This window comes from Pseudomonas sp. IT-P294 (assembly GCF_949767865.1).
In the GTDB taxonomy this organism is placed as follows: Bacteria; Pseudomonadota; Gammaproteobacteria; order Pseudomonadales; family Pseudomonadaceae; genus Aquipseudomonas.
The window spans coordinates 761,221-774,652 of the sequence record NZ_CATKQW010000022.1; the positions used below are offsets into that span (position 1 = coordinate 761,221).

At 57.4% G+C, this 13,432-nt stretch carries 10 protein-coding genes and 1 tRNA gene; 3 read left to right on the top strand and 8 right to left on the bottom strand.

Translation table 11 applies throughout. The annotated features are described in order from the left end of the window. Nucleotides 1-10 precede the first annotated feature (10 nt). Complete coding sequence (locus ACM6I0_RS18610) at nt 11-661, top strand: peptidase M41 (protein WP_285432998.1); 651 nt, start codon at nt 11-13, stop codon at nt 659-661. Nucleotides 662-702: 41 nt separating this feature from the next. On the opposite strand, the gene ACM6I0_RS18615 is transcribed toward ACM6I0_RS18610, so the two are convergent. Both ACM6I0_RS18615 and ACM6I0_RS18620 read right to left on the bottom strand, forming a co-directional pair. Next, nucleotides 703-1,143 (bottom strand): transcriptional regulator, encoded by a 441-nt coding sequence (locus ACM6I0_RS18615; RefSeq protein WP_090179064.1) that lies wholly within the window; start codon nt 1,141-1,143, stop codon nt 703-705. Nucleotides 1,144-1,409: 266 nt separating this feature from the next. Then, nucleotides 1,410-1,721: a DUF3077 domain-containing protein gene (locus ACM6I0_RS18620; protein WP_285432635.1), complete on the bottom strand. Its 312-nt coding sequence runs from the start codon at nt 1,719-1,721 to the stop codon at nt 1,410-1,412. Between the two features lie 447 nt (nt 1,722-2,168). Here ACM6I0_RS18620 and ACM6I0_RS18625 point away from each other — a divergent pair, with 447 nt between their 5' ends. After that, complete coding sequence (locus ACM6I0_RS18625; protein ID WP_222588712.1) at nt 2,169-2,363, top strand: hypothetical protein; 195 nt, start codon at nt 2,169-2,171, stop codon at nt 2,361-2,363. A 653-nt stretch (nt 2,364-3,016) separates the two neighbouring features. On the opposite strand, the gene ACM6I0_RS18630 is transcribed toward ACM6I0_RS18625, so the two are convergent. The 5 genes from ACM6I0_RS18630 to rpsU all read right to left on the bottom strand — a co-directional run bounded on the left by ACM6I0_RS18630 (nt 3,017) and on the right by rpsU (nt 11,571). Continuing rightward, nucleotides 3,017-3,093: transfer RNA gene (locus ACM6I0_RS18630), tRNA-Ile, on the bottom strand. A 15-nt stretch (nt 3,094-3,108) separates the two neighbouring features. Continuing rightward, complete coding sequence (locus ACM6I0_RS18635) at nt 3,109-6,855, bottom strand: bifunctional diguanylate cyclase/phosphodiesterase (protein ID WP_414922981.1); 3,747 nt, start codon at nt 6,853-6,855, stop codon at nt 3,109-3,111. A gap of 124 nt (nt 6,856-6,979) precedes the next feature. Then, a complete protein-coding gene (rpoD, locus tag ACM6I0_RS18640; protein ID WP_285432633.1) occupies nt 6,980-8,827 on the bottom strand; it encodes an RNA polymerase sigma factor RpoD in 1,848 nt (615 codons plus the stop codon). Between the two features lie 67 nt (nt 8,828-8,894). Next, nucleotides 8,895-10,874 (bottom strand): DNA primase, encoded by a 1,980-nt coding sequence (gene dnaG, locus ACM6I0_RS18645; RefSeq protein WP_414922982.1) that lies wholly within the window; start codon nt 10,872-10,874, stop codon nt 8,895-8,897. 481 nt (nt 10,875-11,355) lie between these two features. After that, nucleotides 11,356-11,571: a 30S ribosomal protein S21 gene (gene rpsU, locus ACM6I0_RS18650; protein WP_002551877.1), complete on the bottom strand. Its 216-nt coding sequence runs from the start codon at nt 11,569-11,571 to the stop codon at nt 11,356-11,358. 199 nt (nt 11,572-11,770) lie between these two features. Between rpsU and tsaD the strand changes: the two genes are divergently transcribed. Continuing rightward, nucleotides 11,771-12,796: a tRNA (adenosine(37)-N6)-threonylcarbamoyltransferase complex transferase subunit TsaD gene (tsaD, locus tag ACM6I0_RS18655; RefSeq protein ID WP_414922983.1), complete on the top strand. Its 1,026-nt coding sequence runs from the start codon at nt 11,771-11,773 to the stop codon at nt 12,794-12,796. Nucleotides 12,797-12,819: 23 nt separating this feature from the next. Here tsaD and plsY read toward each other — a convergent pair whose 3' ends face one another. Then, the gene (gene plsY / locus ACM6I0_RS18660) at nt 12,820-13,389 is read right to left on the bottom strand and encodes a glycerol-3-phosphate 1-O-acyltransferase PlsY (RefSeq protein ID WP_285432627.1); all 570 of its coding nucleotides are present in this window, start codon (nt 13,387-13,389) and stop codon (nt 12,820-12,822) included. Nucleotides 13,390-13,432 lie beyond the last annotated feature (43 nt).

A 13,432-nucleotide genomic window follows, 5' to 3' on the forward strand; every position in this document is an offset into this window, starting at 1 on the left:
GGTGATGAATATGACGCAGAAAATGCCTTCCGCTGTACGGGATCATGCAGTGCAGATTGCCCATCACGAAATGGGGCACTACGTCGTTGCCCGCGCCTTAGGGTTTGAAACGGGCGGCGTGACCCTGAAAGTCACCATGGATTTGAGGCATCAAGCAGGGGCCTCCATTACCTTGGCGCGGTCAATGTCGTCGATAGATGCCGTACAGGACTATTTGGAGGCCCGGATGATGGTGCTCTTTGCGGGCGCGATGGGGCAGTCATTGGCCTCGGAACAGTCATCCGGCAAACGCGTCGATAAGCGCAAGGCAGCCACGATCCTGAAAGGGGAGCTGGGGGCGGAACAGGATTACGCAAAAATAAGGGAGTTAGGGCACTTGCTGCGCAACATCACTTACCCCGATACGAATTCGGCGTCGTCTGACCGTACAGCGGCCGAACTGAAAGAGATAACGGATCGCCTGTGGTTTCGGACTCAAACCCTCGTAGAAGAACTGGCCGATACGATTACCGGACTGGCGAGGATGCTGGTAGACGGCATGGTCATTGTGGAGCAATGGGGCAGGGCGGCGGATACGTATGAGGGGGTGTTGACGAGGGAGGTGCTGGAAGGGCTGCGGTTAGTGCAGGCGATTCCTGCGTCACGTATCAGAGCTTATTAACCCCGGCATTTCTGCCGGGGCTGTCAGCAATGTCGTTAGGCTCAAGCGCATACTTTTGCCTGATTGTGCCATTCGCCTTCGAACTCCAGATTCAATTTATAAAGGTCATGGTCCAGTTTGTTGATGGTATTGATAGCTGCCATGAGATCCGCTTCGCCAGTTTTGGCTTCAAGATAAAGACCACGCAAATACCGGTCGTTTACCATCGGAATTTTGTCGGTTTTTTCCCATATCGCTACGGCTTGACTCGTCAAACCGACGATCTCGGCGAGACTTTCCTGAGACAGCCCAAGCTCTTTCCTTAAAAATCTAAACTCAGCCCCCGTCAGCACTGAAGGTTTCTCAGCGATGGCCTTGCCGATTACGTCATGCAGGCCCTTCACATCCGTGATGGCGACAGACTCGCCATATGCGGTCTGTTTCACCACGAAGCCATTGCTAAGCCATACGTTCGGTAGGCCGCTTTCTACGTAGTGGTACATAAAATTCACCTTTTATTTTGACCCTCGACTTTAGTTTGCTGGCATGTCGAGGTGAACTCGTTTTGGGTAATTCAGATGCTTCTGACGGAAAAAGCGCTTGGAAAAGCTGAGCGCCAGAAACGGAAAAGCCGCGCATTAGCGCGGCGCCGGATAAGCGGGGAACCGTGAAAGGAAGGCAGATATACAGATTTGCTAGAAGCCTCTAGCAGCCATCCCAATCGTGATGACCCGCTCAAATATTGGGGAGCCCCATCAGAGATGGCTCGTTACTGTTCTTCGGATTCCGTTTCGGTCCGGGGAGGCCGAGGTGTCAACACCTTCACTACATCATCAATAACCGCCTTACCCATCGCCGTCAGATAGTGCGCGGCCCATGCGTGGCGGTCGGTGTCTTTTGCGTAGGCTGCGTCCTCGGCAAAAGATTTGGCGAGGAACAGCAAATCGGAGGCTTGTGACAACGCATCGACGATGGGGACACCAGCGCGGACGTTGAACAACGCCTGATCCGAGCAGTAGATGAGTGGGGTGAAACCGATGGTTTTCAGGTCTGATACTGCGGATGGACTTGTTTTATTCAAGGTAAAACTCCTGGGTTCGAGGAACTGCCACTTTCGTTACCACACGAAAGGGAGGCAGCTGTACGCAGGGTGGTAAACCGGGAACCAAGGAAACCGGCACGCCCGAAAGCGTCCCACGCACAGCCGCCATATCGAAACCACAGGATAAAAACCGCCTGTTTTCGTGATGAGTGCACTGTTGCGCTGGTTTCACCGGGTTACCACACCCGATCACTGCATTTGCAGCGACGTCCGGAGAGTATCCCGTCGAAGAGAACGCCAACAAGGCTGCAAAGTGCCCAAACGCACCCATTACGCAATTCTCGGAGTTTGCCTACAACCTTAGAGGACGTCATCCGATAACCCGACGATTGCGTAAAATATAACCTAAGGGCACAAAGGAAAATGACTCACGTTCCGCCGCGGAGCATTGCACAGGACGCGACCCGAGCCCCGATAGGATGACTGATGCTGCAAAATGACCGCGATAATCTGGAGCTCGATAAGCTTCAAGTCGAAATCCGGAAATTCATGGCCGAAACCCGCAAGTTTATGGCAGAAGAAAGCAAACTTAGGCAGGAGGCTTTTTGGTATCCATTTGCAGTGGGCGCTGGTCTGGTGACCGCCGTTGTCGCCGCCGTCGGACTGTGGTCCAAACTTTAAAATTCCAACACATGGAAGCGACCAATCATCGGGGATGCTTGAGTTTTACCGCTTAGCAGCTCACCTTACCTAACAAGGGTTAGCGCATAGGCGCGACCCGTGATCCCTGCAGGAAGACGCAGTATGTCCACACCTCCAACGACTCAGGCCAGCATTGAACAGTTACACCGTGACGTGGCCGCTTTGGCTGAAGACATGCGTAGCCCAACCCCAACCGCAACCCGAGCGATCCTTCTGCCGTTTGGCCTCGGTGCCGCGTTGGCTCTTGTAACTTTTGTTGCTGTCGCCTTTTTGGCTCGACTGGTCTGATCTCTTAGGCCAATCGTTAAGCTCAGAAAAACAGAAAGCCGCGCATTTGCGCGGCTTTCGTGTTTGGTGGGTCCACACGGATGAATCGTGGACTAAAGAACTATGAGTAGGTCTGTATTGGCTAGGGCAGAAACGAAAAAAGACGCCATAGGCGTCTTCTTCGATTTGGTAAAGCAGGTCCGGACACCACTTGCGAACCGCCTTGCGCGGTTACGGCTTTCGCCGCTGGGAAGCGCTCAATCTCATCCGGTCAGTCGCTTCGACAGCTCGAATCTAATGAAAGTCGATATTAGCGTCAATCATTAGATCTGAAGAACGCCGCGCATCAGCGCGGCTTTCTTGTTTGGTGGGCCCACACGGACTTGAACCGTGGACCAAAGGATTATGAGTCCTCTGCTCTAACCAACTGAGCTATAGGCCCTCAGTAGGCCGCGGATTATAGCGATGGTTTCTCGGCTGTGCTATCCGAAAAATCCGATACGGCTATATGAAGAAACGTCGCGGCGAATTCATCTGCGGGGAGAGGCAGGCTGACGATGTAGCCCTGGATCTGTTCGCAGCCTTCCTCAGTAAGGAATTGCTGTTGCGCCAAGGTTTCGACGCCCTCTGCGATGACCGTGAATTGCATGCTGCGACCCAAGGCAATAATGGCCCGGACAATCGCTGCATCGTGCGGATCGTCAGGCAGGCCACGGACGAAGGACTGGTCGATCTTGAGAATGTCCAGCGGCAGGCGCTTGAGGTAGCTCAGGGACGAGTAGCCCGTACCGAAGTCGTCGATCGCCAATTGCACGCCCAGGTGCTTGAGTTGGTGCAGCACTGTCAGTGCTTCTTCGGCCTGGCTCATGATGAAGTTTTCGGTAATTTCCAGTTGCAGAAAACCTGGCGCCAGGCCGTGGTCATTGAGCAGTTGTTCGATTCGTCCAAGCAGGTTCGGCTGACGTAATTGAGCGCCGGCGAGGTTCACCGACAGTGGGCCGACGCTTTCATACACCTGGTTCCATTCGTACATCTGCCGGCAGGCGGTTTCCAGTACCCAGTCACCGATTTGCAGAATCATGCCGTTTTCTTCTGCCAAGGGAATGAAGTGTTCCGGCGGCACCGCACCGAAGGTCGGGTGGTGCCAGCGTATGAGCGCTTCGGCGCCGACCAGTCGATGGTCCACGAGGCTGATTTTCGGTTGGTAGTACAGAAACAGCTCATTGCGTTCCATGGCTCGCCGCAATTCATGTTCCAGCGCCACGCGTTCGCTGGCCTGGGCCGTGAGGTCGCGGGTGTAGCTTTCGACCCGGTTACGCCCCTTGGCCTTGGAACGATACATGGCGGCATCGGCGTTCTTGACCAATGTGGCGACATCGCAGCCGTCCCTGGGGTACAGGCTGGTGCCGATGCTGGCGCTGATGAAAAACTCGTGTTCGCCGGCCTGGAAAGGGGCGGCGAAGCAGTTAAGCAACTTGGTCGCAATATTGTCTGCGTCGCTGGCCTGCTGCAGGCCGGGCAGCAGAATGATGAATTCGTCACCGCCCAGCCGCGCAACGGTATCGATATCGCGCAACTGCTCCTTGAGGCGCACGGCGATGCCTTTGAGCAGCAGGTCACCGACCGGATGGCCAAGGCTGTCATTGATGTGTTTGAAACGGTCGAGGTCGAGAAACAGCACCGCGCCCTGGCCGCCATTTTCCTGTTGGGTATTGAGTGCGGTCAGCAGCCGGCTCTCGAACAGCGTGCGGTTGGGCAGGCCGGTCAGCGGATCGTGGTGCGCCTGGTAGTCAAGTTTGGCTTGAGCGTGCTTGAGGCTGGAAATGTCGGCAAATACCGCCACAAAGTGGGTGATGAACTTTTCGCGGTTGCGCACGGCGCTGATGGTCAGCCAGCTTGGGTAGAGCTCGCCATTTTTGCGCCGGTTGGAAATCTCGCCTTGCCAGTGACCCTCGGCCGTCAGCTGGTGCCACATTGCCGCATAGAACGCGCTGTCGTGCAGGCCGGAGGCGAGCAGGCGGGGGGTATGCCCCAGTGCTTCGCTCTCGCTGTAGCCGGTAATCTCGGTAAAGGCGCGGTTGACCGCACTGATGTGCTGCTGGGTGTCGGTGATCAACACGCCTTCGGCGGTGCTTTCGAACACGGTGGCGGCCTGTTGCAGTTTCTCCTGCATCAGGTGTCGCTCGGTGATGTCCCGCGCAATAGTCAGCATGCAGTCTTCATCGCCGATGGGCAGCGGACGGCTGGACACTTCGCAGAGACGGATCTGCCCGTCGCTGCGGCGGATGTGGCAGGTGAAGTCGCGAACGAAACCATCGCGATGCAGCAAGTCGAGCATCTGTTTGCGTTCGTTCAGATTGACCCAAATCCCCAGTTCCAGGGCTGAGCGGTCCACAGACATGGCGCTGTTGAAACCTGTGATACGGCTGAAGCCTTCATTGACCTCCAGCAGCAACCCGTCGCTCTGTCGGGACAACAACAAACCGTCCGGGGAGGCATGGAAGGCCTTGGCGAATTTTTCTTCAGAGGTTTGCAGTTGTTGCTGGGTTTCCTTGAGCTGGCTGATATCGCGCACCACGACGACCAGGGCAGGCGTCGTATCGAGATCAAAAGGCTCAGCGGAAATCAGGCCGGTAAACACCTGGCCGTTGTTGCGCCGAAAGGGCATTTCCAGGTTGCGGATGCTGCCAGCCTGCAGGCGCTGCAACAAACCCGGGCCTACACCGGGTATGCCCCAGATATTGAGGTCGGTGGCGGTCTGGCCAATGACGTCTTCGGCCTTGAGGCCTATCTGCTCCTCGAACGCTTTGTTGACTTCCAGCAGGCAGCCGTCGGACAGCCGCGCAATCACCAGGATGTCCGGGCATTGCTTGAACACGGAGGCGAATTTTTGCTCGGAGAGGCGCAGTGCCTCTTCGGTGCGCTTGGCATCGCTGATGTCGATCATCAAGCCGCGCAGCACCGGTTCATGGCCATGCTCGATCAGGCTGACGATATCGCGCACCCAAAGGCACCGGCCATCGGCCGTGATGACCCGGTAATCGACGCTGTAATCGCGCCCGGCCAACACTTCGTGATCGCAGAATGTCTGGGTCCGGGTCAGGTCTGCCGGATGAATGATGTTGCGCCAGAAGCCTGGAATCAGCCAATGGGACAGGGGATAACCGAGCAGGGCTTCGGCGTGGGGTGACACGTAGCTGTAGGTGTAATCGCTCATCCGTGCTTCCCAGGCGATGGCCGAAAGGCTCTCTACCAGTCCACGGTAATGATATTCGCTACTGCGCAGTTCTTGCTCCAGATCGACTCGACGAGCAATTTCCGAACTCAATCGGCGGTTAATACGAATGACGATCGCCAGCATGATTATCAAAAACAGCAGCCCAGGCAGGCCATAAACCAGTAAGTCCGACCAGAAGGTTCGATGATCCAGGACATTGCCGACCCAATGCTCCTGAATGGCATTGACTTCACTTGGGGTCATATCCGCCAGGACTTTATCGAGGATGCCAACCAGTAGCTTGTTGTCAGGGGGCACGGCCATTGCCAGCTGATAGCGATAGGGTGTTTCGCCGCTGACATACAGGCCCTCGAGCTTGAGTTGACGCAGGCTCCAGACGCTGGAGGCGAGATCGCCCACAACGGCGTCTACTTTATCGGTAGCCAGCGCCTGCAAGGCCGAGCTGACATTGGGCATCGCCACCAGATTCAGGTCGGGGTGGTGCGTGCGCAACAGCTCATGGGGCGCATAGTTTTCTACCACGGCGATCTTCAACCCGTACAAGTCTTCAAGTTTGCGCGGTTGCGGGCCTCCGACATGGGCGAGGATGACGATCGGAAAGTCCAGGTAGGGACGGGTAAACGACAGGTACGATTGGCGCTCCGGGGTCGACATGATGCCCGGAAGGACGTCGAGTTTGCCCTGTTTGGCCTGCTGCAATACTTCGGTCCAGCTGATTGGCTCGATGGGTGTCAGCTTGATGGCCAGCCGTTGACGGATCACGTCGATGTAGTCTGCTGCCAAGCCTTGGTAGCGGCCTTGGTCGTCGCGAAATTCAAATGGCGGCCAGGATGCATCGACACCCAGGCGCAAGTCGGGGTGAGCCTTCAGCCAGCCACGTTCTTCGTCGGTAAGAGTCAGCGCGCCAGCCGTTGCGGTCCAGGTCATCAGAGACAGCAAAAAAAGCATGGACGGCAGTATGGGCATAACCGGTCTCGTTATGGCTCGGGGGGAATGTTTCGAGTGTAGACGGGCAATTCGGAGGGGGAGAGGTGCGGGGGATTTAATCTGTATAAAGCAAAACCCCCGGCCTGGGCCGGGGGTTTTGTGATCACTCGTCGAGGAAGGAGCGCAAATGCTCGCTTCTCGTCGGGTGGCGTAGCTTGCGCAACGCCTTGGCTTCGATCTGACGAATCCGTTCACGGGTCACGTCGAACTGTTTACCAACCTCCTCGAGGGTGTGGTCGGTATTCATGTCGATACCGAAGCGCATGCGCAGCACCTTGGCTTCACGGGCAGTGAGGCCGGACAGCACTTCGCGAGTCGCTTCTTTAAGGCTCTCAACGGTGGCGACATCGATTGGCGACTGCATGGTCGAGTCTTCGATGAAGTCACCCAGATGGGAGTCTTCGTCATCACCGATCGGGGTTTCCATGGAGATCGGCTCTTTAGCGATCTTCAATACCTTGCGGATCTTGTCCTCAGGCATTTCCATGCGTTCGCCCAGCTCTTCCGGGGTCGGTTCGCGACCCATTTCCTGCAACATCTGCCGGGAAATACGGTTGAGCTTGTTGATCGTCTCGATCATGTGCACCGGAATACGGATGGTGCGGGCCTGGTCGGCGATCGAGCGAGTGATCGCCTGACGGATCCACCAGGTGGCATAAGTCGAGAATTTGTAGCCGCGGCGGTATTCGAACTTGTCTACCGCTTTCATCAAACCAATGTTGCCTTCCTGGATCAGATCGAGGAATTGCAAGCCACGGTTGGTGTACTTCTTGGCGATGGAGATCACCAGACGCAAGTTCGCTTCAACCATCTCTTTCTTCGCGCGGCGGGCCTTGGCCTCACCGATCGACATGCGACGGTTGATGTCCTTGATTTCGGCGATCGTCAAACCGGTTTCGGTTTCCAGCGCTTTCAGCTTCTGCTGGCAACGAATGATGTCCGGTTGCAGGCGACCAACGGCTTCAGCATATTTGCTTTTGCCTTTGGCCAGTGCATCCGTCCAGCTTTCGTCGACTTCGTGGCCCGGGAACTGGCGCAGGAAGTCGGCACGCGGCATGCGCGCATCACGAACACAAAGCTGCATGATCGCGCGCTCTTGCTGACGCAGACGATCCAGGGCACTGCGAACACGCTCGACCAGGCCTTCGAATTGCTTCGGAACCAGTTTGATCGGCATGAACAGCTCAGCCAGAAGCACCAGCTCGGCGATTGCCAGCTTGTTGCCACGACCGTGCTTTTTCAGCGCCTTGCGGGTGATTTCCATCTGATCGGAGACAGCGCCAAAGCGCTGGGCTGCGATGACCGGATCCGGACCGCTTTCGGCTTCTTCTTCGTCATCCGTCGCTTCAGCGTCGTCGTCATCGGTGTCGTCGTCCGCTTTCACGGCTTTCGGATCGATTGGCGGCGGCACTTCTGCAGCAGGCGGCGCAATGCCGTCGTCCGGGTCGATATAACCGCTCAGGACGTCGGACAGGCGGCCACCTTCGGTGGTGACGCGAGTGTATTCGGAGAGAATATGGTCAACCGTGCCAGGGAAGTGCGCAATTGCGCCCATCACTTCGCGGATACCCTCTTCAATACGCTTGGCGATTTCGATTTCGCCTTCACGCGTGAGGAGCTCTACCGTACCCATTTCACGCATGTACATGCGCACTGGGTCGGTGGTGCGACCAATGTCGGTCTCGACCGCTGCCAACGCTGCTGCTGCCTCTTCGGCCGCGGCTTCGTCGGTATCGGCGTCAGCCAGCATAAGGGAATCCTTATCTGGCGCAACCTCGAATACGTTGATCCCCATGTCATTGATCATGCGGATGATGTCTTCCACCTGTTCCGGATCTGAAATATCCTCCGGCAGGTGGTCGTTGACCTCCGCGTAAGTCAGGTAGCCCTGCTCACGACCAAGTGTGATCAACTCTTTGATACGAGACTGCTGTTGCGCTTTTCCGGACATAACACCCTATCCACTGAAGGTCTTGGCGGGCAAAAAACAAGCCGAGGATTATACCTGAGCTATGACCTCACGCGCCAGTTGAGGTCGGGGTTGATACAGCCATATTGCGTTTTAATAGGTCGCGCATCTGATTTGCTATCTGATTTGCTTCCTCCGCGGTCAGTCCAGGCTGCCTTGCTTTTCTGATTAGTGCTTCCAGGCTATCGGTGTGTTGAGAGGCTGATAGCCTAGTAATGGTGTCTAAAAACTGTTGTTCAAGGTTGTCGCCCTCAATCAGCCATTCCTTTTCCGCCAGCGCCTTGAGCAAGCGCCCCTGTTCCGTCCCGTGCCAGCGTGCCATTAACTGGATTGAGTTTAGCTTAGGATTTTTTTGCACCGCCTCGATCAGCGCGACCAGCAACTGAGCATAGGTATTGCTTTCGTTGGCGAAGTGGTTGGCGGTTTCGACCTTGCCAGCCAGGTCCGGATGATGGATCAGGGTGCGCAGCGCAATAAGGGTCGGGGCTTCCACTGCAATCGGCGTGCGTGGGGCGCTCGGTTGATCGCGATCACCGCCGCGTTTGCCATTCTTGTCCCATGGTTTCTTGTCCCACTTCTTGCCGCCGGCGCCGGGTTTTTTCGGTGTCCATTCCTGCTGCGGCGCATGCATTTCTTGTGCCTGCGGCTGATGGTAGTCGCCGTAATCCGGCATGGCGTCGTAATCGACGCCCGGGTCGTAGGTCGGCGGTGCATCCTGAGGCGCGCTTTGCACCAGTTGGCTCACGGCTTCGCCGCTGAGTCCGGTAATCTCGGTCAGGCGCTGACGCATCAGGATGCGCAGGTTCGCGCCCGGGACCTTGTCGATAAGCGGCGCGGCGAGGGTGGCCATATGGGCCTTGCCTTCGAGCGAGCGCGGATCGGATTCTTCCGTCAGCTGCTGAAAGAAATAATCCGCCAATGGCTGAGCGTGCTGGTTGATTCGCGCGCGAAAAGCGTCAGTGCCTTCGGAGCGGACCAGTGTGTCCGGGTCTTCGCCTTCGGGCAGGAACAGAAAGCGTGCGCGCCGTCCGTCTTGCAGGCACGGCAGCGTGGCCTCCAGTGCTCGCCATGCGGCGTTGCGGCCAGCCTGGTCGCCATCGAAGCAGAACAGTACGTTGGGCACCACACGAAACAGTCGTTTCATGTGTTCTTCGCTGGTGGCAGTGCCCAGGGTCGCGACAGCGTTGCGCAGGCCTTGCTGGGCGAGGGCGATGACATCCATATAGCCTTCGACAACGATGATTTCGTCGAGGTTGCGATTATTTTTTCGCGCTTCATACAGGCCGTAGAGCTCCTGGCCTTTATGGAATACCGGGGTTTCCGGCGAGTTCAGGTATTTCGGCTTGTCGTCGCCCAGTACTCGGCCGCCGAAAGCGATGATGCGTCCGCGGCTGTCACGGATCGGGAACATCACGCGATCGCGGAAGCGGTCATAGCGTTTGCCGGTTTCGGCGTTCTCGATCAGTAGGCCGGCATCGACCATGGCTTTCTGTTGCAGGGTGTCGCTGCTCAGGTGCTTGAACAGATTGTCCCAGCCGGGCGGGGCGAAGCCGAGGCCGAAGTCCCGGGCGATTTCGCCGGTCAAACCGCGACCTTTCAGGTAATCCACGGCGGCTTTGCGCGATGGATGACTTTTCAGCGCCTGACGGTAAAAGTCGGCAGCGGCGGTGAGCAGCGGATACAGCGGCGAATCGGTCGGCTGGCGCGGTTTGTGCGGCCGGCCGCTTTCTTCGCGGGGTATTTCCATGCCGGCGGCTTTGGCCAGTTCTTCAACAGCCTGGACGAAATCCAGGTTGTCGTGGTCCATCATGAAGCCGAGGGCGTTACCGCCAGCGCCGCAGCCGAAGCAATAGTAGAACTGCTTGTCGGGGCTGACGCTGAAGGATGGGGTTTTCTCTTTGTGAAACGGGCAGCAGGCGGTGTAGTTCTTGCCGGCCTTTTTCATTTGCAGGCGAGAGCTGACCACATCGACGATGTCGGTGCGGTTCAGAAGGTCGTCAATGAAGCTCTGGGGAATTAGCCCGGCCATGGCGTTCTCGTCAACTGCGCTGAAATGGACCCGAAACGAAGGGCGGCCGAACGCGGGTCGTTTTTTGAGGCGCGCAAAACATGCGGCTCGACCGGTGTCGTCTGCGTAATCGCTGTCGGGAAGTGTATCTGCCGAAAATCCACTGACGTTAGTACCAATCAGTATTCGACTATGTGAAAGTATTGCGCTGAACTCCGCTGCGGCCAGTCGATAGCCTCGGATAGCTCATAAGCGGGCACGCAAGAAGGTGCCTTGGGCTGATCGTCGTGAGAGGAATCAGTGGGTGTGCTCGTCAGTAGCCTTGGAAGGCTCGTCAGAAAAGACGTGCACCGCTGGCAAAAGAGCCAGGTCTGACGCTGTGAAGCAGTTTGTCTCGGTCGCGTCTGCGGCTTTGACGGTGAAGCATCAAGCGTACTCCGCAAATGCCATTAGCCCGGCTGAGGGCCGGGCTTGGCAGAAGCTTGCTACGAACGTCTGTGTATTAGTACAGACGAACGGCGCGGCGCTGTTCGCGCTGTACTTTCTTGGCGTGACGCTTAACAGCGGCTGCTGCTTTACGTTTACGCTCAGAAGTAGGCTTCTCGTAGAATTCGCGGCTACGAACTTCAGCCAGTACACCGGCTTTTTCGCAGGAGCGCTTGAAACGACGCAGAGCTACGTCGAAGGGTTCGTTCTCTTTTACTTTGACGGCTGGCATCCAGAGCTACCTTCATTCATTACCGGGGTCAACATCCTCGTGGCAAAAGAGCACTTGAAGACGTCGGTTTTTAAGGGTTGCGGATGTTAACCCCTCATCGCTCGGAATGCAAAGCCTCTGATCGAAAACCGCTAGTCGGGGCATCACGTGGCGACTATTATGCGCGCCTTCGAATTCAGCCTAAACAAGGCGTAAACCCATGCTAGTACTGGGATTAGAAACCTCTTGCGACGAAACCGGTGTCGCACTTTACGACAGTGAACGTGGCCTTTTGGCCGACGCGCTGTTCAGCCAGATCGATCTGCACCGTGCCTATGGCGGCGTAGTGCCGGAGCTGGCCTCGCGCGACCATGTCAAGCGCATGCTGCCCTTGATCCGTCAGGTGTTGGCCGAGGCCGACTGCGTTCCGACCGAGATCGATGCCATCGCTTATACCGCGGGTCCCGGCTTGGTCGGCGCGTTGTTGGTGGGGGCCTCCTGTGCCCAGGCGCTGGCCTTTGCCTGGGGCATTCCAGCCCTCGGCGTACACCACATGGAAGGTCACTTGCTGGCACCGATGCTGGAGCCGCAACCGCCCGAGTTCCCGTTCGTCGCTTTGTTGGTGTCGGGTGGTCATACGCAGCTCGTTCAGGTCGACGGTATCGGCCACTACACGTTGTTGGGCGAGACCCTCGACGATGCCGCCGGTGAAGCGTTCGACAAGACGGCGAAGATGATGGGGCTCAATTATCCGGGTGGTCCGGAGATTGCCAAGCTGGCGCAGCAGGGCGTTGCCGGACGTTTCACTTTTCCGCGTCCGATGTGTGACCGACCAGGGCTGGCGTTCAGCTTCAGCGGCTTGAAAACCTTTGCCCTGAACACCTGGCAGCAATGCGTCAGCGCCGGGGACGACAGCGAGCAAGCCCGTTGCGACATCTCGCTGGCGTTCCAGGAGGCCGTGGTGGAGACTTTGACCATCAAGTGCAAGCGAGCCCTGAAACAGGCGGGCATGAAGCGTCTGGTGATCGCTGGGGGCGTCAGCGCCAACAAGGCGCTGAGGGCATCCCTGGAGAAAATGCTCAGGGACATGAAGGGCGATGTGTTTTATGCCCGTCCGGAATTCTGCACCGACAACGGCGCAATGATTGCGTTTGCAGGTTGCCAGCGCCTACAGGCCGGTCAGCACGAAAGTCTGGCCATCAGCGTGCAGGCGCGTTGGCCGATGGAGCAATTGTCAGCGCTTTGATGAGCGGCACTCACGTGCAGGATTCAAAAATGCCGTTCGCGCCCGGCAAACAGGTCGCGTAGATTGCCGCGATGGCGCCATACAATCAGCCCCGTAAGTGCGGTCATGGGCAGCAGGGCCGCCGGTTCCTGCCAGGCCAGCAGCGGCAGGGTCAGTGGCGTTGCGATCAGCGCGGCCAGTGAGCTGGTGCGGGTCAGGTAGAACGTCAGCAGCCAGGCACAGACCGCCAGCAGGGCCGCGGGTGGATAGAGTCCCAGCAACATGCCGGCCGCAGTGGCGACACCCTTGCCACCGCGAAAGCGGAAGTACAGTGGAAACAGGTGGCCGATGACGGCGCAGATGCCGATCCAGGCTTGCTCCTGAAGGGAAAGCCCGGCAAGACCTGCGATCAGCACCGGCAAAAGGCCTTTGAACAGGTCGCCGAGCAAAGTCAGGACGGCGAGCTTTTTACCGGCCAGGCGCAACATGTTGGTGGCACCGGCATTGCCCGAGCCACTCATTCGCGGATCGGGATTACCGGTCAGGCGGCTGAGCAAAATGGCGAAGGACAGCGAGCCGAGCAGGTAGGCGAGTGTCGCCAATAACCAAAACATGCTAACTATTCCGGGCGAGGACGCCCTGATTCTAACGGCGCAT